Source organism: Haloarchaeobius sp. HME9146, from assembly GCF_025399835.1.
Classification (GTDB): domain Archaea; phylum Halobacteriota; class Halobacteria; order Halobacteriales; family Natrialbaceae; genus Haloarchaeobius.
In genome coordinates this window covers 2909461-2934344 of record NZ_JAODVR010000001.1, presented here as the reverse complement: position 1 = coordinate 2934344, position 24884 = coordinate 2909461, and the positions used below count along the sequence as shown (strand labels likewise).

The 24884-nt window shown below is 67.2% G+C and carries 24 protein-coding genes; 10 read left to right on the top strand and 14 right to left on the bottom strand.

All coding sequences use genetic code 11. The features are described 5' to 3' along the window. The first annotated feature begins 221 nt into the window (after window positions 1–221). Entirely contained in the window at window positions 222–794 is a 573-nt protein-coding gene (locus N6C22_RS15060; protein ID WP_261651944.1) for a hypothetical protein, read from the top strand. Window positions 795–865: 71 nt separating this feature from the next. Continuing rightward, window positions 866–1798 carry an ADP-ribosylglycohydrolase family protein gene (locus N6C22_RS15055; protein WP_261651943.1) on the top strand — a complete coding sequence of 311 codons (933 nt, stop codon included), beginning with the start codon at window positions 866–868 and terminating at the stop codon, window positions 1796–1798. Window positions 1799–1807: 9 nt separating this feature from the next. On the opposite strand, the gene N6C22_RS15050 is transcribed toward N6C22_RS15055, so the two are convergent. Beyond that, window positions 1808–2083, bottom strand: a complete 276-nt coding sequence (locus N6C22_RS15050; protein ID WP_369684447.1) for a 2Fe-2S iron-sulfur cluster-binding protein — start codon at window positions 2081–2083, stop codon at window positions 1808–1810. 319 nt (window positions 2084–2402) lie between these two features. Between N6C22_RS15050 and N6C22_RS15045 the strand changes: the two genes are divergently transcribed. From N6C22_RS15045 to N6C22_RS15030, 4 genes are all read left to right on the top strand, one after another. Next, window positions 2403–3074 carry a peptide-methionine (S)-S-oxide reductase gene (locus N6C22_RS15045; protein WP_261651942.1) on the top strand — a complete coding sequence of 224 codons (672 nt, stop codon included), beginning with the start codon at window positions 2403–2405 and terminating at the stop codon, window positions 3072–3074. A gap of 48 nt (window positions 3075–3122) precedes the next feature. Beyond that, window positions 3123–3824, top strand: coding sequence for an SDR family NAD(P)-dependent oxidoreductase (locus N6C22_RS15040; protein WP_261651941.1), 702 nt, complete (start codon window positions 3123–3125; stop codon window positions 3822–3824). A gap of 88 nt (window positions 3825–3912) precedes the next feature. Then, on the top strand, window positions 3913–4788 hold the full coding sequence (locus tag N6C22_RS15035) for an NmrA/HSCARG family protein (RefSeq protein ID WP_261651940.1): 876 nt from the start codon (window positions 3913–3915) through the stop codon (window positions 4786–4788). Window positions 4789–4831: 43 nt separating this feature from the next. Continuing rightward, window positions 4832–5383 carry a hypothetical protein gene (locus N6C22_RS15030; protein ID WP_261651939.1) on the top strand — a complete coding sequence of 184 codons (552 nt, stop codon included), beginning with the start codon at window positions 4832–4834 and terminating at the stop codon, window positions 5381–5383. A 22-nt stretch (window positions 5384–5405) separates the two neighbouring features. Here the strand turns inward: N6C22_RS15030 and N6C22_RS15025 are convergent, their stop codons facing one another. Continuing rightward, the gene (locus N6C22_RS15025) at window positions 5406–7202 is read right to left on the bottom strand and encodes an acetyl-CoA carboxylase biotin carboxylase subunit (protein WP_261651938.1); all 1797 of its coding nucleotides are present in this window, start codon (window positions 7200–7202) and stop codon (window positions 5406–5408) included. A gap of 151 nt (window positions 7203–7353) precedes the next feature. Beyond that, window positions 7354–8025, bottom strand: coding sequence for a helix-turn-helix domain-containing protein (locus tag N6C22_RS15020; RefSeq protein WP_261651937.1), 672 nt, complete (start codon window positions 8023–8025; stop codon window positions 7354–7356). 108 nt (window positions 8026–8133) lie between these two features. Here N6C22_RS15020 and N6C22_RS15015 point away from each other — a divergent pair, with 108 nt between their 5' ends. Beyond that, the gene (locus tag N6C22_RS15015; RefSeq protein WP_261651936.1) at window positions 8134–9504 is read left to right on the top strand and encodes a cytochrome P450; all 1371 of its coding nucleotides are present in this window, start codon (window positions 8134–8136) and stop codon (window positions 9502–9504) included. Window positions 9505–9508: 4 nt separating this feature from the next. Here N6C22_RS15015 and N6C22_RS21220 read toward each other — a convergent pair whose 3' ends face one another. Further along, window positions 9509–10183: a helix-turn-helix domain-containing protein gene (locus N6C22_RS21220; protein WP_261651935.1), complete on the bottom strand. Its 675-nt coding sequence runs from the start codon at window positions 10181–10183 to the stop codon at window positions 9509–9511. Window positions 10184–10266: 83 nt separating this feature from the next. On the opposite strand from N6C22_RS21220, the gene N6C22_RS15005 reads away from it, so the two are divergent. Together N6C22_RS15005 and N6C22_RS15000 are read left to right on the top strand one after the other, a co-directional pair. Beyond that, window positions 10267–11649, top strand: a complete 1383-nt coding sequence (locus N6C22_RS15005) for a cytochrome P450 (protein ID WP_261651934.1) — start codon at window positions 10267–10269, stop codon at window positions 11647–11649. A gap of 78 nt (window positions 11650–11727) precedes the next feature. Next, entirely contained in the window at window positions 11728–12333 is a 606-nt protein-coding gene (locus N6C22_RS15000) for an isoprenylcysteine carboxylmethyltransferase family protein (RefSeq protein ID WP_261651933.1), read from the top strand. Window positions 12334–12362: 29 nt separating this feature from the next. Here N6C22_RS15000 and N6C22_RS14995 read toward each other — a convergent pair whose 3' ends face one another. The 7 genes from N6C22_RS14995 to N6C22_RS14965 form a co-directional block, all read right to left on the bottom strand. Then, window positions 12363–12623, bottom strand: a complete 261-nt coding sequence (locus N6C22_RS14995) for an acc operon protein (RefSeq protein ID WP_261651932.1) — start codon at window positions 12621–12623, stop codon at window positions 12363–12365. Between the two features lies 1 nt (window position 12624). Next, a complete protein-coding gene (locus N6C22_RS14990) occupies window positions 12625–14169 on the bottom strand; it encodes an acyl-CoA carboxylase subunit beta (protein ID WP_369684446.1) in 1545 nt (514 codons plus the stop codon). A 239-nt stretch (window positions 14170–14408) separates the two neighbouring features. Beyond that, entirely contained in the window at window positions 14409–15827 is a 1419-nt protein-coding gene (locus tag N6C22_RS14985) for a sodium-dependent transporter (RefSeq protein WP_261651930.1), read from the bottom strand. Between the two features lie 209 nt (window positions 15828–16036). Continuing rightward, complete coding sequence (locus tag N6C22_RS14980; protein ID WP_261651929.1) at window positions 16037–17410, bottom strand: sodium-dependent transporter; 1374 nt, start codon at window positions 17408–17410, stop codon at window positions 16037–16039. Window positions 17411–17551: 141 nt separating this feature from the next. Then, entirely contained in the window at window positions 17552–18994 is a 1443-nt protein-coding gene (locus tag N6C22_RS14975; protein ID WP_261651928.1) for an MATE family efflux transporter, read from the bottom strand. After that, complete coding sequence (locus N6C22_RS14970; RefSeq protein ID WP_261651927.1) at window positions 18994–19626, bottom strand: TetR/AcrR family transcriptional regulator; 633 nt, start codon at window positions 19624–19626, stop codon at window positions 18994–18996. The genes N6C22_RS14975 and N6C22_RS14970 overlap by 1 nt, the downstream gene beginning before the upstream one ends. A 113-nt stretch (window positions 19627–19739) precedes the next feature. Beyond that, on the bottom strand, window positions 19740–21035 hold the full coding sequence (locus tag N6C22_RS14965) for a M48 family metallopeptidase (RefSeq protein ID WP_261651926.1): 1296 nt from the start codon (window positions 21033–21035) through the stop codon (window positions 19740–19742). Window positions 21036–21157: 122 nt separating this feature from the next. Between N6C22_RS14965 and N6C22_RS14960 the strand changes: the two genes are divergently transcribed. After that, the gene (locus N6C22_RS14960; RefSeq protein ID WP_261651925.1) at window positions 21158–22912 is read left to right on the top strand and encodes a histidine kinase N-terminal 7TM domain-containing protein; all 1755 of its coding nucleotides are present in this window, start codon (window positions 21158–21160) and stop codon (window positions 22910–22912) included. On the opposite strand, the gene N6C22_RS14955 is transcribed toward N6C22_RS14960, so the two are convergent. The 3 genes from N6C22_RS14955 to N6C22_RS14945 all read right to left on the bottom strand — a co-directional run bounded on the left by N6C22_RS14955 (window position 22897) and on the right by N6C22_RS14945 (window position 24823). Further along, window positions 22897–23601, bottom strand: a complete 705-nt coding sequence (locus N6C22_RS14955; protein WP_261651924.1) for an SDR family oxidoreductase — start codon at window positions 23599–23601, stop codon at window positions 22897–22899. The genes N6C22_RS14960 and N6C22_RS14955 overlap by 16 nt on opposite strands. A 78-nt stretch (window positions 23602–23679) precedes the next feature. Then, window positions 23680–24339: a helix-turn-helix domain-containing protein gene (locus tag N6C22_RS14950; RefSeq protein ID WP_261651923.1), complete on the bottom strand. Its 660-nt coding sequence runs from the start codon at window positions 24337–24339 to the stop codon at window positions 23680–23682. A gap of 52 nt (window positions 24340–24391) precedes the next feature. Continuing rightward, window positions 24392–24823, bottom strand: a complete 432-nt coding sequence (locus N6C22_RS14945; RefSeq protein WP_261651922.1) for an SCP2 sterol-binding domain-containing protein — start codon at window positions 24821–24823, stop codon at window positions 24392–24394. Between the last annotated feature and the right edge of the window lie 61 nt (window positions 24824–24884).

Sequence of the window (24884 nt, the reverse complement as noted above, 5' to 3'; positions counted from 1 at the left end):
CGCTCCAGGGGACGTTCGAGGCCGCTGTTATGCAGCATCTACCCGCGGGACCGCCACGCAGCATCTGTCACGGGACCACGGATGGTCCAGCCGGTAGCCACACGATTAACTGGTGTCGAATCGAGGATAATATCGACTTAGCTGCAGAAAGCAGCGTCTTCTCTGCCACCGACGAGAGTATCCACCACATAGTTATTGACATATCACGATACGCTGCGTGTATGTTCGAAGGGGGTCAGCCCGAACTGCCCGGACTGGGGATCCGGGGCGACAGCATCACAGAGACGAAGATCCACCACCTGCTGAGCAACGACAGACGCCGGTGTGTCATCGAACACCTCAAGGAGGAACGACCGTGGATGACGCTCCGACAGCTCGCGGACGACATCGCAGAGCTCGAGGCCGACGAATCGCCCGCGCCGAGCAACCTCCGGGACAGCGTGTACGTCTCCCTCCACCAGAGCCACCTCCCGAAACTGGACGAGGCCGGCATCGTCGACTACGACCAGGACAGGAAGGAGGTGACACTGCAGGACACCGCGCGACAGGTCGACGTGTACATGGAGGTAGTGACCCGGTGGGGTGTCACGCAGGCGACGTACTACCGACTGCTGGCGACGTTCGGTCTGCTCACCATCGTCCTCGCGGAGATCGGGACGCTCTCGGCCGTGCCGGGCAATACGGTGCTTTACGCGAGCCTGTTCCTGGCCATCGTGGCGGTGTCGACGGCACACCAGCTCTGGGAGCATCGCTGGCTCTTGCTCCGTCGCCTGTTCGCCTCGAACGCCGAGTGACGGTCGCTGGGGCTCCACGAGGGGTCGCTGCGAGACAGGCACTTTTGATTGGGGGGGTCCTGAGAGATGCTATGGAAGACCTCACAGCCGACCGCGCGATGGGAGCACTCCTCGGTCTCGCCTGCGGTGATGCACTCGGCCGCCCGGTGGAGTTCAGGTCCCCGACCAGCATCGAGTCACAGCACGGCCGCCTCGACGAACTGGTCGGCCACGGGACGCACAACCAGCCCGCGGGGACCGTGACCGACGACACCGACATGATGCTCTGCATCGCCCGGAGTCTCGCCGAAACGGGCGACTTCGACGGTGCCGACATCGCCGAGCGCTTCCTGGGTTGGTACGAGTCCGGCCCGTTCGACATCGGCATCATGACGGCCCAGTCCATCCGGGCGTTCCGAGACGGGACGGCCTGGGACGAGGCGGGCAGACAGGTGTGGGAAGCCAGCGCGGAAGGGTCGAACGCCGGGAACGGGAGCGTGATGCGGTGTGTGCCCCACGCCCTCGCCTTCGGTGACGACCCGGCCAGGTTGGTCGCGGTGAGCCGCGAGTCGTCGGCCATCACCCACGCGGACCCGCGGTGCACGTGGGGCTGTGCGCTGTTGAACCTCGTGGTGGCCGCACTGGTCCGGGACGGTGCCGAGCCCGAGGCCGCGCTCGATGCGGCCCTCGACCGGGTTCGTGCCGACGCCCCGGCTGAACTCGTCGAGGCCGCGGAAGCCGTCCCGACACTGGACGCTGGTGACCTGCAGAACACGGGCTACGTCGTCACGACCGTCCAGGCGGGGCTCTATCACGGCCTACGGGCCGATACCGCCGAGGATGCCATCGTCGATGCCGTGGCGATGGGTGGAGATGCAGACACCATCGGTGCCGTCGCGGGCGCGGTCGCCGGGGCACGGTTCGGCGCGAGTGCACTCCCCGATGACTGGGTCGAGACGGTCGCGGTGGCGGCGGAGTGTCGGGACCTCGCCGAAGCGTTGCTCGCGCTCTCTGGCGACGAGTGACAGCGGCATTCAGCCCTCGCGCTTGCCCCACACGAGCTTCTCGCGGTCCAGTCGAATCCGCATGTCTTCGGTCACGCTGAGCTGGCAGGAGAGTCGTGGGTAGCCAAAGCGGGCCGCAAGCTCGTCGTGCCAGTGCTCGGCCGGCTGGTCGTCGAGCAGCCGGACGCCACAGGTCGCACAGAGGCCGCGACCGCCGCAGTTCGCCCGTCGCGCGAGTTTCGAATGCGGCGACAGGTCGTGACGCAAGAGGACGTCGCGGAGCCGTTCGCCGACAGCGGCGACCAGGAGGTGCGTCTCGTCGCGGTCGTGGACCGTGACGTACACGATGTCTTCGCGGTCTGCGGGCCGCTCCTGCCTGCTATCGGGCACGTTCGGCGATACGTGTCGCGAGGACTAAAAGAGACTCAAAACAGCATTTTAGCTTAGGATAGTTAATTGCACCCCCGGTGTGTAGAAGAGAGCGTGCCCCGTGAGAACCCGGCCGGTCGCCGGCTCTCACGCCCCTCGGTCGCCGTACGCGGTCTGTCGGTCGCCGCCACCGACACCGTCGGTCGCAACAGCTACCGGCGAAAGGCACATTCCCGCTGACGTTCGACCCTCCACTGTGACACGCCACGCCCGCGGCGCTTCGGCCCTCCCGTCCACCGCCCTCCCTTTCGACGCCGCCGCCCCCAGCGAGACCGAGACGGCTACCTTCGGCCTCGGCTGTTTCTGGGGCCCCGACGCCCGTCTCGGGGTGCGCCCCGGCGTCATCAGGACCCGCGTCGGCTACGCCGGCGGGTCCACCCCGTCCCCGACCTATCGCGACCTCGGCGACCACACCGAGGTCGTCCAGGTCGACTTCGACCCAACAGCGACCAGCTACCGCGACCTGCTGGAGTGGTTCTTCCACGCGCACAACCCCCGCGCTAACTCGCCGATTCGCCAGTACGACAATCTCGTCCTGTGGCACGACGACGCCCAGCGCGAGGCCGTCGAGGCCGTCGTCGCCGAACGGGAGGCCCGCCGCGGACGGCTCAATACCCGCGCCGAGCCACTGGACTCGTTCACCGTCGCCGAGCACTACCACCAGAAGTACCGGCTGCGGAGCGCGCCCGCGGTGTTCGACGCGCTCGCCGAGACCTACGACGACGCGGCGATCCGGGAGTCGACCGTCGCCGCGCGGCTCAACGGGCTGGTCGCGGGCTACGGGTCCGTTGCCCTGCTCGACGAGGAGGGCGAGGAATTCGGGCTCCCGGAGGACCTGCTGGCGCGGCTGCGCGACCGGCTGGAGTGAGGGCATCGTTGCCTGTCGGTTGATACGTCGTCGCCTCCTCTCTCTGGTATGGACGTTCCACTCCACGAGACCCTGGACGGCCAGGTGGCACTGGTCACCGGGGCGAACCGGGGGCTCGGCGCACGCATCGCGGCAGAACTCGACGACCTCGGGGCCGTCGTCTACGCGGGGGTCCGGAATCCCGAGTACGACGCGCCGGGCGACCAGCGCGCGCTCGAACTCGACGTGACCGACGAGGAGGCGATCCGGGCCGCCATCTCCTGCATCGAGGTCGAGGCCGACCGGCTCGACGTGCTCGTGAACAACGCGGCCATCTCGGACCCCTCGGGGTCGACGCTGCTCGACGAGTCGGTCTCGGACATCGATGCGGTGCTGGAGACCAACCTCCGCGGTCCGATGGTTCTCACGAAGTTCGCGCTCCCGCTCCTCCTGCGGAACCCCGGTGGCCGCGTGGTCAACGTCTCCAGCGGCATGGGCGCGCTCGGCGAGGAGATGACCGGTGGCGCACCTGCCTACCGCGTCTCGAAGACCGGCCTGAACGGGCTGACGGCGTACCTGCACGGCGAGTATCACACCGACGGGCTCCTCGCCAACTCGGCCTGTCCCGGCTGGGTCCGGACCGACATGGGCGGCGAGAGCGCGCCCCGGAGCGTCGAGGAGGGCGCAGCGACGCCCGTCTGGCTCGCCCGATTCGCCCCCGACGCTCCCGGCGGGCGCTTCTGGCGGGACCGCGAAGTCGTCGACTGGTAGGCTAACGGGAGGCTAACGAGACGTTAGCCGGCGCGCGGACACGGCGCACGGGCGATTAGCCATGGCCTATGCTATCGTACGACTCGTTATGACGAAACGAATTCTCGTCGTCGGCGCGACCGGGCGACAGGGTGGCGCGGTCGTCGACGCGCTCCTGTCCGGTGTGTACGGTGACTTCGGCGTCTACGCCATGACCCGTGAGGTAAAGAGCGACCGTGCCGTCGAACTCCGGCGGCTCGGTGCGCGCATCGTCCCCGGGGACCTCGACCGCCCGGGCTCGTATCGCCCGTACTTCGACCAGGTCGACGGCGCGTTCCTCGTCACCGACAGCGCGGACGGCGAGTACGACCGCGAAGTGCAACGGGGGACCGACTTCGTCGACGCGGCGGCCAAGGCCGACCTCGAACACCTCGTGTTCGCCTCGGCTCTCGGCGCGGACTTCTACGCCGGTATCGACGTCCTCGACGCAAAGCTCGCCATCGAGCGCCACATCCGCGACCGCGGCGTGCCTGCCACCGTCATCCGGCCGGGCGTGTTCGTCCAGAACTTCGAGGCCCAGCGCGAGTCCATCCGCGACGGCAAGATCGCCTGGCCGGTCTCGCCCAACACCCCGCTCCCGCTCGTCGACGTGCACGACGTGGGCCAGGTAGCCGCGAAGGCGTTCGCACACCCCGAGCGCTTCGTCGGCGAGGACGTCGACCTCGCGGGCGACCTGTTGACGTTGCCCGAGATCGCGGAGGCCTACAGCGCGGCCCTCCGTCGCGAGGTCGAACCCGTCCACCTCTCGACCGAGGCCGGGCGCGAGCGTTTCGGCGACACCATCGCGGAGCTGTACGCCTGGATCGACGGGATGGGCGGCCTGAAGTTCGACTCGACCCACCTGGAGGAACTCGATATCCACCCGCGGTCGCTCCGGGACGCGCTGGACGCTGGCGACTGGAAGCCGACGCCCGCACTGCCCTGAGACCCCCACGAAACTTTTACCGAACTGACCTGAACCCCCGGACATGCAGCGACGTACCCTCCTGTCGACCGTCGCGTCGGCACTGTCGCTCTCGGCCGCGGGCTGTCTGTCGTCGTTCGAGTCCGGCACGGACGGCGATGGCGACGGTTCGACCGGTCGAGACGGGACGAACACGGACGCACAGACCGGTACCCCGGCCAATGCAACCTGCGAGAACGAGTTCACCAGCCCGAAGATCGACGCTGCCCCCGAGTTCCCCGCGGCGCTCGCCGAGGCCGAGGTCTCGGCCTACGTGGAAGCGGTCGAACGGACGCTCGTCCTGCCGCCGGAGAACCAGATCTCCGATGGCTACGTGAGCATCGGCACCATCACGGTAGAGTCGGTCGGCTACGGCTACCTCGCCACGGTACCCGTCACTGGCGGCTACTACAACGAGGCGGGCGAGGGAACGCCGACCCTCCACGCGGACCTCGGCCATCACACCGCGATGTACTTCGTCAACCAGCAGGTGCTCCGGCGGACGGTGGCGACCGGCGATACCGAACCGAGTGACCCGCGCGAGTCAGGCACGCTCCTCCGGTGTCGGCCCGCCTGAGACGCGAAAAGAGAGTCGCTGCTTACTCCAGCACGACCAGCACGTCGCCCATGTCGACGCTCTGGCCCTCGCTGATGGCTATCTGGGAGACGGTGCCGCCACGCGAGGCGACGATGTCGTTCTCCATCTTCATCGCCTCGAGCACGCAGAGCACGTCACCGGAGGCGACCTCGTCGCCTTCACCGACCTCGACCGAGAGGATGGTCCCCTGCATCTCGGCCTCGACGACCTCGCCGTCGCCCTCGACCTCGACGCTGCTGCCACCGGAGTCGCCGCCACTGCCACCCGAGTCGGCGGGTCGCTTCGGGCCGCCGCTCTTCTGGCCGCCGATGGGCATCGCGCCGCGCTCTTCGAGGTTGACCTCGAAGCGCTTGCCGTTGACCTCGACGGTGAACTCGCGCTCGACCACGTCCTCGTCCTCGCCGGCGGCACTGGCCCCGGAGCCCCACTGCTCCTGTGCCTCGACGATGCGGTCCTTGTCGAGTTCCTCGTCGAGATAGTTGGTCGTGTGCGTCCCGGCGACGAAGCGCTCGTCGGTGAGCATCAGCCGGTGGAACGGGACGATGGTCGTCACGCCCTCTATCTCGTACTCGCGCAGGGCGCGCAGCGAGCGCTCGATACACTCGTCGCGGTCCTCGCCCCAGACGACGAGCTTCGCGATCATCGAGTCGTAGTCGGTGACGATCTTGTCGCCCTGGCGGAGCGCGTCGTCCATGCGGACGCCCGGGCCGCCCGGCGGGTCGTAGACGGCGAGCTTGCCGCCCGGTGCGGGCGAGAAGTCGTTCGCGGCGTTCTCCGCGTTGATGCGGAACTCCATCGCGTGCCCGTCGATGTCGACGTCGTCCTGCGAGAAGGCGAGCTCCTCGCCGGCGGCGACCTTGAGCTGCCACTTCACGATGTCGATGCCCGTGATCTCCTCGGTGACGGTGTGTTCGACCTGGATTCGCGTGTTCACTTCGAGGAAGTAGAACTCGCCCTCCTCGACGAGGAACTCGACGGTCCCGGCGTTGACGTAGTCGGACTCCTGGACACCGCGACGGGCGGCCTCACCGATGCGCTCGCGCAGGTCGTCGGAGAGGGCCGGCGACGGCCCCTCCTCGATGACCTTCTGGTGGCGGCGCTGGAGCGAGCAGTCACGTTCGCCGAGGTGGCGGACGTTGCCGTGCTGGTCCGCGACGATCTGGACCTCGATGTGGCGCGGGGATTCGAGGTAGCGCTCGAGGTACACGGAGTCGTTGTCGAAGTACGCCTCGCCCTCGCGCTTCGCGGACGTGAGCTGGTCCTCGGCCTCGTCGGGGCCCTGGACGACCTTCATCCCGCGGCCGCCACCACCACCCTCCGCCTTGATGGCGATGGGGTAGCCGTGTTCCTCACCGAACTCCTTGACCTCCTCGGGCGACTCGACCGGGTCGGTCGTCCCGGGGACGATGGGCACGTCGGCGGACTGCATGACCTTGCGCGCCTTCGTCTTCTCGCCGAGTTGCTCCATCGACTCGGAGCTCGGGCCGATCCACGTGATACCGTCCTCGGCTTCGACCTTGCTCGCGAACGTCGCGTTCTCCGCGAGGAAGCCGTAGCCCGGGTGGATGGCGTCGGCATCGGCCTTGCGGGCCGCCTCGATGACCGCCTCGTGGTCGAGGTACGAGTCGGCCGCGCGGGCAGGCCCGACGTTGTACGCTTCGTCGGCGTAGCGGACGTGTCCGCCGTTCTTGTCGGCCTCACTGTAGACGGCGACCGTGGAGACGTTGAGTTCTTCGCAGGCGCGCATGACTCGCACTGCGATCTCACCTCGGTTCGCGACGAGAACCTTCCTGAACATTCTTGGCCGAACCCACTCACAGAGGCCACCTTACTTTGTCGGTTCGCAAGACCTGCCGGAACCGTGGAATAAGTATCGGGAGAACCGGAGTGTGGCGGCCTCAGGAGTCGGTATTGGGCGTTTCCGCCGTCCTGCAGTCGGGTCGTGGCCCTCAGTTTCGCCTGCCACCCTCGACCAGCCGGCGCATGACCGCCGCCTCCGCTTTCCGGAGGTGGTTCGACGCGGTGGAGGGGGCACAGTCGAGCACGTCGGCGACGGCTTCGAGCGACCCGGTCCGGGGCACGTCGTAGTAGCCCAGGTCGACCGCAACGGAGACGGCCTCGCGCTGTCTCGCGGTCATGGACCCGGCGAGCCGGGGGTGCCGGGCGTCGAACTCGCCGATCTCGTTGACCGTGACGTCTATCTCGTCCGGGAGGCCGTCGAGCATGGTCTGCAGGTCCTCGGACGACCCGATGACCGTCATCCGCATCGCGGCCTCGGTGTCGTAGACGATGGGCGGGAACACCAGGAGGTTCAACGCGACGAACGCCTCGCGCCACTCCACGTCGATGTCACGGATCTCCTGGCAGGCGTAGATGTAGAACGACTTGTCGTCGACGGGCGTGAGGTCGTACCAGTGGATGGAGTCGACGGCGTCGATGGCCGGTTCGTACCGCTCGCGGTCGGCCTCGACGTAGAACAGCTCGTACTCGATGCCCTGCTCTCGCTGGACGTTCCAGGTCAGGAGCTCCTCGTACTGGACGACGTCCTCGTTCCGGATGAACGACTGCATCGGGTGGAGCATCCAGTCGGGTTGCCGGATGCGGACGTCGAGGTAACGCATACGTCGTACTGTCGGACGAACGACGAAAACGGTACCGGACCGACTTAAAAAGAGGCTAGCTCCTTCGACAGAATCGGCTTGCCGGCGTCCCGCGTCTCTCCACCTGTGATGGCGCAAACGAGTCCCCAGACGGACAACGCCGACCACGCGGACAGCGACGAGTTCCCGCCGGGCCCGGACGGTCTCCCGGTCCTCGGGAACACCCTCCAGCTGGCGTCGGACCCGGCGGCGTTCTACGACGTGCTCGAACCCTTCGGCGACGTGGTCTCGTACCGCGCCGGCGGCATGCAGTTCTGTACCCTCCTCCACCCGGACTACATCGAGCAGGTCCTCGTGACGGAGGCCGACAGGTTCGGCAAGTGGGGCCTGACCGACTTCGGCGTGGACTTCGCGGCCGAGGGAATCCTGTTCACCGAGGGCGAGCAGTGGAAGCGCCAGCGCACCATGGCACAGCCGGCGTTCCAGCTCGACCGCATCCGCGGCTACGGCGAGAGCATGACGGCCTTCGCCGCTGAGCTGGCCGAGGGCTGGGACGACGGCGAGGTCGTCGCGGCGACCGACACCTTCTCCGACCTGACGCTTCGTATCCTCTCGAAGTCGCTGTTCGACCTGGACCTCGACGAGAGCGACCGGGGCGCGGTCGTCACCCGCGCCGTGACCGAGTTCAACCGGTGGGCCGAGCCCTCGCTCGCGACGTTCGTCCTGCCGAACTGGGTCCCGACGCCCCAGCGCCGCCGGCTCGACCGGTCGATGCGGGCGTTCGAGCGACTGGTCGACGACCTCATCGCGGAGCGGTCGGCGGCCGACACCGACCACGACGACCTGCTCGCGATGCTCCTCTCGGCCCGCGGTGAGGACGGGCGTATCTCCGATACGGAGCTCCGTGACACGATGATGACGTTCCTCTTCGCGGGCCACGAGACCACGTCGCTCGCGCTCACCTACACCTGCTACCTGCTGGCGGAGCACCCGGAGGTTGCCGACCGTCTTCGAGCAGAGATCGACGAGGTGGTCGGCGACGACCCCGTGGACGTGCTCGACCTCCCCGCCCTCTCGTTCCTCGACCGGGTCGTCACGGAGTCGCTGCGACTCTATCCGCCGGCGTACATCCTCTTCCGGGAGGTCCGCAAAGACGCAGAGATTGGCGGATACCGCATCCCCGAGGGGACGAAGCTCAGCCTTCCCCTGTTCCGCATCCACCGAGACGACCGCTGGTACGACGACCCCGACAGCTTCCGCCCGGACCGCTGGACCGACGAGTTCGAGGACTCCCTGCCGGAGTACGCCTACTTCCCGTTCGGGGGCGGGCCCAGACACTGCATCGGAATGCGATTCGCCCGGATGGAGCTGAAGCTGGTGCTCGCGACGCTGGTTCAGCACTGCGAGTTCGAGTACCTCGGCGAGGAACCGCCACAGCCGACGATGGGCGCGACCTACCAGCCCGAGGGCGAGGTCTCGTTGCGGGTCGAGAAGCGCTGAAGACCTACTCGAAGGTCGCTCCCCGCCCGAGTGTCGCCTCGACCATCGCCCGCTCCGCCTTCCGCAACAGCGTCGAGGCCGCGCTCTCGGAACACGAGAGCGCCTCGGCGACCTCGGCAAGCGTCCCCTCCCGTGGCACGTCGTAGTAGCCGAGTCGGTACGCGGCCTCCATCGCCTGGAACTGCCGGGTGGTGAGCCGCCCCGCCAGCGACCCCGGCCGGTGCTGGTGCTCGCCCACGCGCTCGACCTCGAACTCGATATCCTCGGGGAAGTCTGCGACGACCTCACGGAGTTCGTCGGGGTCGCCGAGGACGGTCAACTGGACGTCCCCGTAGGGGGTGAACACGATGGGTGGCACGAGGACGATGTCGTGGCCCTCCAGCGCTGCGGTCCATGCTCGGGTGTCCGGCCCGGCCTCCATCTCGGCGTAGGCGTAGAACGTCTCGTCGTCGACGGGCGTCACGTCGACCGCGTTGACCATCGGGAGCGACTCGAGTCCGGCCAGACAGGCATCGAGGTCGCCGACGACCAGCGACAGGAAGTGGTCGACGCCGCGCTCCTCGTCGGTGTGCCACGCCAGCACCTCCTCGCGAACGAAGTCCTCGCCGAGTTCGAGGTCGTCGGGCACCGGCAGCCGCAGTTCGGGCGGCAGGTGGACCGTGACGTCGAGCGATTGCACGGGTAGAGGCGCACCGGGAGCTTATAAAAAAGTTACACAGTTCACGGCAAGGACGAGGCTCGTCCCGCCCCACCATTCACACGATGGCAGAGCACCACTCGCTGCAGGAGTCCCCCCAGTCCGGCCCCCCGACTGCTCGCTCACCGCCCGCACCCGACGGCCTGCCGGTCCTCGACCACACCATCGGGTTCCTCCGCGACGGCATCGACTTCGGGAACCGGATGGCCAACCACGGCGACGTGGTCGCCTTCGACGCCATGGGAATCCCGTTCGTCGCGGTGTACGACCCCGCCCTCGTCCAGCAGGTGCTCGTCGACCGGAGCGACGAGTTCCGGAAAGGCGACTACGAGACTGCCTTCGGCGACCTCATCGCCCCCGACGGGCTGGCGTTCACCGAGGGCGAGCAGTGGCGGCGAGACCGCCAGCTCCTCCAGCCCGCGTTCACCCCGCGACACATCCAGTCGTTCGCGGACACCATGGTCGCCCGGACCGCCGACGCCGCGGAGTCTTGGACCGCGGAGGGAATCGTCGACCTCCGGCAGGCCGCCTCCGACCTCACCCTCGACATCCTCGTTGGGACGCTGTTCGACCTCGACCTCGATGCCGAGCGCGGGCAGGTCGTCCAGGCCGCGCTCGACGCGCTCGACGACCGTATCAGCGGGCTCTCGATGGTCGCGCCGGGGTGGCTGCCGACGCCGGCGAAGCGCCGGTTCGAGCGGCGGATGACCGACCTCGACGAGATGGTCGATGCCCTGATTCGGGAACGACGCCGGTCCGGTATCGAGGCGGAGGCCGGTGCCGACCTCCTCGACACCCTGCTCGCCGCCGAGTACCCCGACGGCTCGACGATGGACGCCGAACAGGTCCGCGACCAGCTCGTCACGTTCCTCGGCGCGGGCCACGAAACGACCGCGGTCGCACTCACCTACACGCTCTGGCTGCTGGCCGGCGACTCGGCCGTGCGAGACCGACTCGACGCGGAACTCGAGGCGGTCTGTGGAGACGCCGACCCATCCTTTGCAGACCTCCCGGACCTCGAATACGCCGAGGCCGTCGTGAAGGAGGCGCTCCGGCTGTACCCGCCGGTGTACGCCATCTACCGCCAGCCCATCGAGGACACGATTCTCGGCGGCTACGAACTCTCCGCGGACCAGACGCTCGTCCTCGGCACGTACCAGATTCACCGGGATTCGCGCTGGTGGGACGACCCCGACGCGTTCCGGCCGGCGCGGTGGCTCGGGGACGAAGACGACAGTCAGGACCGCCCCGAGTACGCCTACTTCCCGTTCGGGGGCGGTCCCAGACATTGCATCGGGATGCGGTTCGCCCGGATGGAACTCACGCTCGCGCTGGCGACGCTGGCTCGCAATCTCGAGTTCAAGCGAATCACCGAGAACCTCTCCCCGTCGGCGGAAGTGACCCTCGACCCGGGCGAGGTTCGGATACGGGTCACGTCGCGAGAGTGACGCCGAACCGGCGACCTATTTAAATTGCCTAGCCAGTGCGACCGAAGTCCCACTGACGCTCGACTCCCTCCTTCAACTATGGAAGACACGCTGCTCTGGGTACTGTTCGGACTCGGCCTCCTCGCCAGCCTCGGGAACCTCACCGGGTTCCTCGTCAGTCTACTGACGGAGTATCGCTACTGGCCGCCAGGCGAGCGCGACTGGCGCTACTACGTCCACTGGACGCTCTCGAACCTTCTCAATGTCGCGTTCGTCGGACTCGCGTACCTCGACTGGAACAGTCTGGGGCTGCCACGCCCGACCAGCCTCTACGCCGGACTCGCGCTGTTCGTCCCGTTCTACCTTGCCGCGCTCGCCGCCGGCCTCGACCTCGGGAGCGAGGAGACCATGGGCCTCTCGGGCGACCTCCGGACCGGCGGCTGGTACCGCTACTCGCGCAACCCGCAGTACGTCTGCTACATGGTCGCGACACTCGGGTTCGCGCTGCTCGTGAACTCGGTGCTCGTGACGATTCTCGCTGCGATATTCGCCTCGTGGTGGGTCCTGCTCCCCTTCGTCGAGGAGCCCTGGCTCCGCGAGCAGTACGGCGAGGCGTACGAACAGTACTCGAAACGAGTTCCGCGGTTCGTCGGGGTGGGGACGCTACGGGCGCTGGTCGGTGGTGACGACGGGCAGACGGCCTGAGTCGAAGCCGCAGAAGATTCTCGGTGCGGTCAGAAGCGGTCCGCGCGACCGCTCGCGGCCCACGCGTTCGTGGGTGCGCCGTCGGGGACGCGACCGCTGTGGCCGCGAGTGCCCCGCAGGCGACCGGCGAACGCCCACTTCTTGCCGTCCCAGGTCTCGGTTTCGTGTTCCTCCTGGGCCTTGCGCTCCTGGTCGCGCAGGTGGGCACCGATGACGGCCGCGATGGCCGCGGCTTCCTCCGCGTCGGCGTCCGCCGGGATGTCGAGTCGGTCGAGCAGTTCCTGACTCATCTCAGAGCGGGATGTTGCCGTGTTTCTTGTCGGGCTGGTCCTCGCGCTTGGACTTCAGCATGTGCAGGTCGTCGATGAGCCGCGGGCGGGTCTCGGTCGGTTCGATGACGTCGTCGAGGAAGCCCTTGTCCGTCGCGGTGTAGGGGTTCGCGAACTCGTCGCGGTACTCCTCGATGAGCTCGTCACGGAGCGCGTCGGGGTCGTCGGCCTCGGCCAGTTCGCTCCGGTAGAGCAGGTTGACCGCACCCTGCGGGCCCATGACCGCGATCTCGGCGGTGGGCCACGCGTAGTTCACGTCGGAGCCGAGGTTCTTCGAGGCCATGACACAGTACGCGCCCCCGTACGCCTTCCGGGTGATGACCGTCAGGAGGGGCACGGTCGCCTCGGAGTAGGCGTACAGGAGCTTCGCGCCGTGGCGGATGATGCCACGGTGCTCCTGGTCGGTCCCGGGCATGTACCCCGGCACGTCGACGAACGTGACGATGGGGATGTTGAACGAGTCACAGTAGCGGACGAACCGCGAGCCCTTCATCGAGGCGTCCACTGTGAGGGTCCCGGCGTTCGCCTTGGGCTGGTTGCCGACGATACCGACGGTGTGGCCATCGAGGCGGCCGAACCCGATGATAAGGTTCTTCGCGAAGTTCTCCTGCACCTCGAAGAACGAGCCCTCGTCGACGATGGAGTCGACGACGTTCGTCATGTCGTAGGGCTTCTGTGGGCTGTCGGGGACGATCTCCTCGAGCGCGTCGTCGCGGCGGTCCGGGTCGTCCCAGGGTTCGACACGTGGCGGGTCCTCGACGTTGTTGCTCGGGAGGTACGAGAGGAGCGTCTTGATCTGGTCGAGCGCGTCCTTGTCGTCCTCGCAGGCGAACTCGGCGACACCCGTCTTGCTGGCGTGGGTCATCGCACCGCCTAGCTCGTCGTGGGTGACGTCCTCACCGGTGACGGTCTTCGTGACACCGGGCCCGGTGATGTACATGTAGCTCGTGTCCTTCACCATGAAGATGAAGTCCGTGATGGACGGGGAGTACACCGCCCCGCCGGCACACGGACCCATGATGCCCGATATCTGGGGGACGACGCCCGAGGCCATCTGGTTCCGGTGGAATATCTCGGTGAACCCGGCGAGGGCTTTCACGCCTTCCTGGATGCGGGCCCCGGCGGAGTCGTTGAGGCCGACGATGGGCGCACCGACCTCCATCGCCATGTCCATCACCTTCGTGATCTTCTCGGCGAACACCTCACCGAGGGAGCCACCGAAGACGGTGAAGTCGTGCGCGAACACGAACACCTTGCGGCCGTCGACGTCGCCGTAGCCGGTGACGACCCCGTCGCCCAGGATCTTCTTCTCCTCCATCCCGAAGTTGTGGGAGTTGTGGGTCCGGAGCTGGTCGAACTCGTGGAAGGTGCCGTCGTCGAGGAAGTAGTCGATGCGCTCGCGAGCCGTCATCTTGCCCTTCTCGTGCTGGGACTCGATGCGGTCCTCGCCGCCGCCTTTGAGCGCCTCCGCTCGCAGCTCTTCGAGTTCCTCGATGCGGTCTTCCATCGTCATGGTGACCACCCTGCAATCATTGGTCGAAACCACTCGCACCGGCGTCAAAAGGTTTCCCCAACGAAGTGATGCCGAGTCGCCGCCGCCGAGGGGCCGTCTCCCCCCTGCGGATGGACGGGTAGCGCGGCGGTGACGGTCGCAGGCGGTGGTGTTGGCGTTCGGTCAACCGGTGTGTTGGCGGCCAGTCAGCCGGTGTACCGGTAGCCAGCCAACCGCGGTGTATCGGCGTCCAGTCAGGCCGCGTTGTCGGCTCGTTCCGTGCTCGCGACGCGCTGGACGCTGCTGACGACGGCGAGGCCGACGAGGATGGCGGCCGCGGCGACGTACTCGACCGGTGCCTGCCAGCCGAGGTAGCCCAGGATGCCGTTGAACAGCGTGAACAGGAGGAACGGCGGGAGGGCAACGCCGATGAGGAGTCGCCAGGCGTCACCGAGCCCGCTGGAGAACCGCGTACCGAGGGTGAACTCATCGACGGCATCGCCGCCGAGGACCCATGCGGCGAAGACGACGAACGCGAACAGGCCGGTCGTGAGCAGGATGTCGACGACCGGGCCCGCGAGGATGCCGAACACTTCGGAGCTGAACGCGCTCACGGTCCCCGTGACGAGGACGAAGGCGGCGAGGCCGGCGGTCGCGGTCTTGCGCTCGAGCCCGTGCTCGTCGACGAGGTAGGCGACGGGAATCTCCAGCATCGAGATGGACGAGGAGAGCGCGGCCAGCGCGACCACGGCGAAGAAGCCGACCGCGAGGATGCGCCCGCCGGGCAGTTCGCCGAAGGCGGTGGCGACGCCGACGAAGAGCGCGCCGGGGCCGCTCGTCGCGGGGTCGACGTTGGGCGTCGAGAACAGCAGCGGCAGGACGACGAACCCGGCGAGGACGCCGACGCCGGTGTTGAGCAAGGCGATGATGCTCCCGTCGGCGGGGAGCGAGCGATCCTCACCGATGTAGGAGGCGTAGGTTATCATCGTCCCCGCGCCCACGGAGAGGGTGAACAGTGCCTGGCCCGCGGCCGAGAGCAGGATGTCGAGGGCGTTCGCCTGCACGTACGCCGCGTCGAAGGTGAGGAAGAAGTCATATGCTTCACTCGCGCCCGAGAGGCCACCCGCCCAGACGGCGAGCGCCCCGAGCATCAGGATGACGATGGGCATCATGACCGTCGTGGCGCGCTCGATGCCGCCCCGAACCCCGCCCGCGACGATACCCGCCGTGATGGCGAGGAAGAGGACGTGGAAGCCGGCTGCGCCAGCGCCGTAACTGATGCTGCTGAAGTACGCGCCGGGGGCGTCGAAGTAGGCCCCGGTCGCGCTCGCGACGAAGTACCGGAGGATCCAGCCGCCCACGACGCTGTAGAACGACAGGAGGACGAGGCCGGCTAGGACGGTGATGAGCCCGAGCTTCCCCCAGTGCTTCGACCCGGAGAGCGATTCGAGTGCGCCGACCGGGCTCTTGCCGGCCCGGCGGCCGATGACGAACTCGGCGACCAGACCCGGAACGCCGACGGCCAGGACGATACCCAGGTACAGTACCAGGAACGCACTGCCCCCGTTCTCTGCTGTCATCCACGGGAACCGCCAGATGTTCCCGAGGCCGACGGCGCTGCCGACGGCCGCGAGGATGAACCCGATTCGTGATGTCCACGATTCACGTGCCATTGTGCGCCACTGCCAGACTCTCCGTATTAGTGCTTGCGGACCGTGGAACCGTCAATTCGTCGTTAACACACGGTATGGTCGGTCTCTGGCCGGTTTCCGTTTTGTATCTCTGCGAAAAATAGCCGTCTGCTGAGGAATCGTAATCGTGCAGTTGGGTGGCGTGTGAACCGTCAGCAGCCGCCGAGACAGGCGGTGTCGTGGCCGGTGTGCTACAGCGCGATGATGGGCTCGGCCAGCACGTTCGCCTGCACGAGGAGCCCCTGCACACCGAGGAACAGGGTCACGACGACGGCGAGGCTGACGACGGTCCGCATCGCCCAGATCCATCTCCCGGCGGCGGAGTCCCCGAGGTCGGTCCCCCTGGTCACCTCCTGGGCCGCGTGCTCGTCACGAATCCAGCCGACGAAGACGAGCACGCCGAGCACCGAGACGGGGAGCAGGAGGTTGTACGCGAGGTCGTTGTACCACGTGAGCGCGCCGGTCCCGGCGAATGTCAGGGAGGCGCTGAACGCGGTCGGGATGCCGAGCAGGAACACCGCGAGGCCGAACGCCGCGGCGGCGGGCTTGCGGTCCCAGCCGGTGTTGCGCGTGACGAAGGAGACGACGACCTCCAGCAGCGAGATGGCCGAGGAGAGCGCGGCCAGCAGGAGGACGCCGAAGAAGACGACGCCGAGGACGCGCCCGGCGGGCAGCTGGCCGAACGCCTCGGCGAGCGAGATGAACACGGCACCGGCACCGCTCGTCTGGCGGATGGCCTCGACGGAGACCTGCGTCGCCAGGATTGGAATGACGACGAGGCCGGCGAGCAGGCCGACGAGCGTGTTCAGGGCGACGATGAGGCTCCCGTCGACCGGCAGGGAGTCGTCGTCGCTCAGGTAGGAGGCGTAGGTGACCATCGCGCCCATCCCGAGCGAGAGGGTGAAGAAGGCCTGCCCGACGGCCGCCGGGAGGACGCTCCCGAGGTTCTCGGTCAGGGTGTTCAGGTCCGGCGAGAGGTAGTAGGCGTAGCCGGCCGCGGCCCCGTCGAGGGTCGCGACCCAGGCACCGAGGCCGAGCAGCAGGACGACGATAGCCGGGACCATCAGCTTGGTCCCCATCTCGATACCGTCCTCGACGCCCAGCGCGACGACGCCGACGACCAGCGCCATGAAGACGGCGTGCAGCGCGAGGGCGGCCGGGCCGCTAGAGATGGCGCCGAAGTAGCCGCTCGGGTCCGCGAAGTACGCGCCCTGGGCGCTGCCGAGGATGTACCGTATGACCCAGCCCCCGACGACGCTGTAGAACGACAGGATCCAGAACGCGGCGAACACCCCGAGCGCGCCTACGAGCGACCACGAATTACCGCCGAGGTCGCGGAAGGCGTCGATGGGATTGCGCTCGGTGCTGCGACCGACGACGAACTCCGCCAGCATCGCCGGGAAGCCGATCAGCATGACGGCGGCCAGGTAGACCACCACGAACGCCGCACCGCCGTTACTCGCAGCCTGGAACGGGAACTGCCAGATGTTCCCCAGGCCGACTGCACTGCCGACCGCAGCGAGGATGAACCCCGCCCGTGTGCTCCATGTCTCTCGTTCGCTCATGTGTGGCTATCGCTCACCGATTGCGGTTGATAAACTGCCTGTTCCCGCGGTACAGGTCATGATTAGTCGATACAGAAATCGCTTGACAGCTCAGCGACGAAGAAGGACGGCCAAATTCTCTTTATAAGTGAACTGACGCGACTAGTCGTCCGTCGGCGACGCGTCGACCGCGCCCCGGCCGCGCACGTCGGCCCCGCGCCAGGTGCCCCGGCGGAACCAGGCGAACGCGATGACCGCGCCGAGCGTGTTCGAGACGACGAACGACGCCCAGATACCGGCCTGACCGGTCGCGAACGGGACCATCGAAGCGACCGGGTCGATGCCACGCGAGAGCACCCAGGCGATGGGGAGGCGGATGATGCCGAGCATGGTGATGGCGATGGCCGCCGAGACCATCGTCTTCCCCGACCCGCGGAACGCGCCGTTGTACGAGCGCATCACGCCGATGAAGCCGAAGGTCGGCGCGACGACCCGGAGGAACGTCACCGCGATGTCCGTGACCTCTTCGTTGGGTGACAGCGGCGAGACGATGGGTTCGGTGAACGCGAAGACGACCACTGCCAGGACCGAGAGCGCGGCGAACATCCCGACAGCCGCGGTGTCGGCGGTTCGCTTCGCCCGGTCGTACTTGCCCGCGCCGATGTTCTGGCCGACCATCGTCTCGACGCCTTGGCCGACCGCGATGGCCGGGAGGAAGATGACCGAGAAGATGCGGATGCCGACCCCGAAGGCGGCGACGAAGCCGGAGGAGAAGATGGCGACGACGATGAGCATGAGGTTCACCGAGACCGAGCGGCCGGTGCCCTCGATGGAGGCCGGAACGCCGATACCGAACATCTTCTTGAAGAACGCGAGGTCGGGGCGCATCTGCGAGAACCGGATCTGGACGCCCCGGTTCCCCCGGAGCATGATGGCGATGCCGACCACGGTCGCGACGAACCGGGAGATGACGGTCGCGATGGCCGCGCCCTGCACGCCGAGGCCGTCCGGAATCGGGCCGAAGCCGAAGATGAACAGCGGGTCGATGACGACGTTGAGGACGACCGTCCCGAACATCACGAGCATCGGCGTGACGGTGTCGCCGTAGCCCCGCATCAGCGAGATGAAGACGAAGAAACCGAAGAGGAACGGCATCCCGAGCGAGATGACCTCCATGTACTGGGTGGCCTCGCGCAGGACCGCGCCGCGAGCGCCGAGGGTCCACAGCACCGTATCGACCGCGAAGAAGCCGACTATCCCGAGGATGGTGGAGGCGACGAACGCGAACATGACGGTCTGTGAGGCGGCGTACTCGGCCTCTCTCGGTTCCTCGGCTCCGGTGTGCTGGGCGACGAGGACGCTCCCTGCCACCGAGAGCCCCATGCCGAGCGAGATGAGCAGGAACACCATCGGGAACCCGAAGGTGATGGCCGCCAGTGCGACCTCGTTGACCTGCGCCAGCCAGAAGGTGTCCGCCAGGTTGTAGGCGGTCTGGAGCAGGTTCGTGATGACGATCGGGAGCGAGAGGAAGAACAGCGGCTTGGCGATGTCCCCCGACGTGAGATCCATCTCCTCTTTGCCCTTGAACAGGTCCGAGAGGCCCATCAGTCGTCACCCCCGCGGACGTGGCGGTCGATGTAGGCGTCCAGTTCGGCGCGGGCACCGGGGACCCCGCCGTCGTCGTCACGGGTGACGCGCTGGGTCCGGATACCGTTCACGAGCGCCAGCAGGAAGTCGGCGGTCTGCTCGGGGTCCACGTCCGCGAACGTCCCGTCTTCGACGCCGTCCCGGAGGATGGCCGCGAACCGGTCCCGGAGGGCGGTGTCGTGTTCGGTGAACTGCTTGCGGTACGCCGGGTCGTGCGAGGCCTGTGCCCGGAGTTCTATCATGGCGCTCGTGAAGGCATGTTTCTCCGGGTCGATGTCGACCGGAACGACGCGGTTCAGCAGGTGGTCGAGCCGCTCTGCCGGGTTCGAGCAGTCTCCACACGTCGTCTCGTTCTCGAAGTGTTCCAGCATGAACCGCATGAAGTCGACGAGGAGGTCGTCCTTGCCGTCGTAATGGTGGTAGAGCAGGGATTTCGACTTCTCGAACTCGTCCGCGATGCGCTGTATCGTCAGGTTCGCGTACCCGTGGCTGGTGAGGGCCTCGTAGGTCGCCCGCATGATGGCGGCCCGGGTGTCCTCGGGGGCGGCCGCGAACAACTGCGTCTCTCCCATCGTTGACTGAATGTTCATTCAGCCAGTTACTTGAAGGACGCTTCGTCCCCCCAGCCTTGCCGCTACGAGGATGGTGACATACACCGCGAGAAGGAGTATCACTGCTGCGCCGTCACCGAGTCGAGTGCCTCTCAGTCCGCCGTCGGGGTATCCTCACCAGCAGGCCCGTCGCTTGCCGAGTCGCCACCGTCACCCATCGCCTCGATGTAGCGGATGCGCTCCGGAATGGGCGGGTGGTCGTAGTGGAACGTCTCGTAGAGCGGGTGCGGGAACGGGTTCGACATGTTCTCGCTGGCGAGGTTCGCCAGGGCACTCGCCATCGGCGACGACCCCATCGTCTCGACCGCGAAGGTGTCGGCTTCGCGCTCGTAGGCGAGCGAGAAGTAGTTCTGGATGGGCGAGGTCAGCTGCATGACCGGCCCGACGAACAGGATGGCGACGAAGAGACCCGCGTACTCGAGCTGTGGCAGCCCGAACATCGTGTAGAGCCAGCCCTGGCTCACGAGGTAGCCCAGGACGCCGAAGACGACCGCGAACTGGACCGCTGCGAGTGCGACGAACTTCCAGATGTGGCCGCGCTTCCAGTGTGCGAGTTCGTGGGCGAGGACCGCCTGTATCTCGTCGACCTCCATCTGCTCGACCAGCGTGTCGTACAGCACCACGCGCTTGGTCCGGCCGAAGCCGGTGAAGTAGGCGTTCGAGTGTCCGGAGCGCTTGCTCGCGTCCATCTCGTACACCTGGTCGCAGCGGAAGCCGGCGCGCTCGAACACGTCGTCGACCGCGTCGCGGAGGTCGGACTCCTCGACCGGCGTGAAGTCGTTGAATATCGGGTCGATGACCCGCGGCTTGATGACCAGCATCGCGAGCGAGAAAGCGACGACCAGCGCCCACGCCGCGGCCGGCCAGTAGGTGGGCAGGGCGCTCACGAACCAGAGGACCGCCCCGGCGAGCAGCGAGACGATGAGCGTGCTCACGACCAGCCCGAGGACGAAGTCCTTGACCCACAGTTTCGGCGACTGGTTGTTGAAGCCGAACTGCTCTTCGACCACGAAGGTCCCGTACAGGTCGAACGGGATGTTCACCAGCTGGCCTGCGAGGAGCAACAGGGCGACGAAGACGACACCCTGTGCGAGTTCGGGCAGGCCGCTCGCGGCGAGCGCCCCGACCACGTCGCTGATGAGGCCGGTGTAGAGTGCGACGAGCAGGAACCCGAGGGCGACCCAGGTCGAGACCAGCGACAGCCCGGTCCGGGCGCGCTGGTAGTCGAGGACCGCGTCCAGGTCGTCGACCCCGAGTGTCTCGTGCATCCACTCGGACTCGGCGCGGGCGGTCGCCGCGCCGTACCGGACGTTCAACAGGGACAGGAGGGTGAAGAAGGCCTCCGTCCCGACCAACAACACGACGAACAGGACGTGATACTCCAGCATCAGGTCACCTGTAGGGCCCCCATGGAAAAAACGGCATTGCTCGGTGCCGGGAGTCACAGCGGACCGCTGCCGACACCGTTGGGGACAACGGCCAAGTACCCTGCCTCGCACTGTCGAGTATCGTGCAAGCGGTCTCGTGGCCGGTCGTGGGCTCGCTGGCGGCCGGAGTGGCCAACCTCGCGTTCCTCTGGTACCTGTGGGACTTCCGCGAGAAACCCGGCGCACGGTGGTTCTTCGCCGTCATCGTCGCGCAGGTCGGCCTCTGTTTCTCACAGGGGGTCGCGATGCTCGTGTTCGACCCCCTGTGGCTCCGCGAGGCCCTGGAGATGCTGTTCTGGCTGGCCGGGACGGTCGTCGTCGTCGGCTACCTCGGGTTCGCGGCGGCCTACACGGGGCGAGGCCACCTCGTCAGGACGTGGTGGTTCAGGGCCGTTGCCCTGTTCGGGCTCGGCTTCGACCTGCTTGTCGTCACGAACCCGTGGCACCACCTCGTCTGGCAGGACTTTCGCCTCGACCCGATATACGGTGCGGCGACCGTCTCGTACGTCCACTCGCCCCTGATTCGACTCCAGTTCGTCGGCATTGTCCTCGTGTCGGTCGTCGGGATGGCGCTGCTGCTGGACACGGTTATCAGCTTCGGCCCACTGTACCGCAAGCAGGCCGTGGCCGTCGCGCTGACGCCGATTCCACCGGTGGCCGCGTTCACACTCTGGACGTTCGACCTCGGGCCCGCACCGCAGTTGAACCTCGTCCCCATCATGTTCCTCCCCCACATCGCGCTCGACACCTACGCCCTCTTCCGGAGCGATATGTTCGAGTTCAATCCGACCACACGACGGACGGGCGAACGGGCTGCCCTCGACGACCTCGGGAGTCCCATCATCGTCGTCGACGAGAAGGGGCGCATCGTCACGCTGAACGCGCCGGCGGAGGCCGCGCTGGGCGTGGATAAGCAGACCGCGCTCACGGTGCGACTGGTCGAGTACCTCGGTGTCGACGACATCGACCTCGCCGCGACCGACCAGACGCTCACGCTGACGCAGGAGGGGAGCTACGCGACCTACAAGCTGGTCACGTCGCCGCTCCGGGACGTCGCCGGCACCCACGTCGGCTACACCGTCCTGTTGCAGGACGTCACCGACGAGATTCGGCGCAAACAGCGCCTCACCGTCCTGAACCGGGTCCTCCGACACAACCTCCGGAACGACCTGACCGTCGTGCAAGGCTACCTGCAAGGTGCGGCCGATCTGGTGGAGGACGACGAGGTGCTGTGGATGCTGGAGACCGCCGAGGACGAGACGCGCGGGCTCATCGAACTCGGCGAGAAGGCCCGGACCATCGAGCAGACGATGGGCGGGGACGTGCGTTCCCGCGAAACCGTCGCGATGGCCGAGCTCCTCGCGGCGCTCGGCGACCGACTCGAAGCCGAGTTCGACGACGGCGGGGTCACCGTCGCGGTTCCCGAAGCGTTCCAGCTGGAGACGAACCCCGACCTCGTCGAGGTGGTGTTCGCGAACCTGATCGAGAACGGGCTCGAACACGACGACGGCACCGACCCGCACGTAACGATCACACTGACCGCGGTCGAGGACGACGGGACAGCGGTGTTCGCCGTCGCCGACGACGGCCCGGGCATCCCCGACCACGAGCGACAGGTCATCGACGCCGGCGAGGAGACCGCGTTGGCCCACGGGAGCGGGCTCGGACTGTGGCTGGTCAACTGGACCGTGACGGCGCTCGGGGGGAGCGTCGCGTTCGAAGCAACGGGGAGTGGGGAGAACGAATCGGAGAGTAGCAGCGGCACGACCGTCCTCGTCCGCCTCCCGGGTGCGGTTCCGGGGTCGGTCGAGCGGCCCCTCTCTCAGGCCTCGCCGTAGACCGGCACTGCGGCCCCGCTGGTCACGCTGGCAGCGTCCGAGCAGAGGAACAGCATCACCTGCGCCACGTCGGCCGGGTCGACCCACTCGTCCTTCGGCGTCATCATCTCCCGGTTCATCGGGGTGTCCAGCACTGAGGGCATCACGCAGTTCGCCCGCACTTCTCCGAGATTCTCCTCGGCGAGCGTCTCGGTCAGGAGACGGATGCCCGCCTTGGTGATGCGGTACGGGCCGTCGCCCTCACCGCCTTCCAGTGACGACCGCGCCGAGACGGAGACGATGGCACCCTCGCGCTCGCGGAGGTGCGGCAGGGCGTGCTTCGAGGTGAGGAACGCGGACTTCAGGTTGACGTTCACGAGGAACTCGAACTCCGCCAGGTCGGTCTCATCGATGGGGTTCCCGCCGCGCCAGGTGCCGGCCACGTTGCAGAGGCAGTCGATGCGGCCGTGGTCCGAGACGACGTTGTCGACCAGCGTCTCGACGCCGAGTTCGTCGGTCAGGTCGGTCTCGTAGAAGTGTGTGTCGTCGTCCGGCTCCAGCAGCGAGTTCTCGTCGCTTGGTGGGACGATGTCGACGGCACAGACGGTCGCGCCAGCCTCGCGGAAGGCGGCGACGACGGCACTGCCGAGGGCCCCGGATGCTCCCGTCACGATGGCGACGCGGTCGGAGAAGTCGAAGGTTACCGACATGGCTAGAGACAGGCACGCAAGGGGCTTAAAGCTCGTCGCGGGGACAGGTCGCCACTCCCGAGACTCGAGGCTCGCAGTTCACCCGTCCAGCAGGGAACTAACGACCCGCGCCTCCGCCCGGCGCAACAGCTCGTTCGCGGTGCTTGGCGAGCAGGAAAGTGCCTCCCCGATGTCCTCGAACGACGCTTCCCTTGGGGTTTCGTAGAACCCGAGGCTGTGGGCCGCTTCCAGCGCCTCGCGCTGGCGGTCGGTGAGCCGCGAGAGCGCTGCGGGCTCACCCGGTCGATACCCGCCGGTCCACTCCACCTCGATTGGAACCTCGACGTCGGTCACGTCCGCGAACGCGGCCTGCAGGGCGTCGCCGTCTCCCGCCACGGTCACACAGAGCCCGTCGTCGGTCACCCGGAGCGGCGGGTCGAGCAACAGCCGATGCTCGTCGAGAATCTGGAGCAGTGCGCTGACAGACTCTTGCTCGGCGACGTTCACGAACACGTAGTACTGGTCCGCCCCCGCCGAGACCATGTCGTGTTGCAACACCTCGTCGTGGGCTGTCAGCACCTCTCCGATGGCCACCTCGTCGCCACCCGAGACGCGGTACAGCATCGCGTAGGTCCCGTCCGCAAGCCACTCCAGGTGCTGGATGCCCTCGCGGGTCACACCCGGAATCCCTGCGAGCGCCTCGTCCACGCCCGGGAAGGCTCCCTCGGCCGGTCGGAGTCGCAGCCCAACGGACTTCATGGCTCTATCTGGCGTCGCAATCGGTTATAAATTCGAGGTCGAAAAACCGGGTTCAGTACTCGAACTCGGTGTCTATCTCGGAGGCGTTCTCGGTCATCACGACCGCCGCGTTGGAGTACTGCAGCACCTTCTGCATGTCACCGTCGAGGTCGAACCGCCCGCCCATCATGCCCTCGATGGCGTCGAGGTCGCCGTGGACCAGCTCCTTCCAGTCGGAGTAGCTGCCCCTGAAGGCGAAGCCCCAGTCCACGTCGTCCTCACTGTCGACCTGCTTCGCCTCGGTGCACTCGCCGTCTTCGAGGTCGACGTACAGGATGACGGGCTCGCCGTCGTACAGCGTGTCGGGCTCGATGACGAACAGGAACGAGCCGTTGAAGCCGACGCCCCAGCCCGCGCCGACCTCGCTGTACTTCTCGGACTCGTTGAGCTTGTCCTGCCACGCGTCGATCCATGCGCCCGCCTCGCTGGGCATCGCGATTGTCATGTGGGTGTCTTCTCTCTGTGGTGGCTTACTCGTTCCGCCGGATGGAGTCGTGTCTTTATCA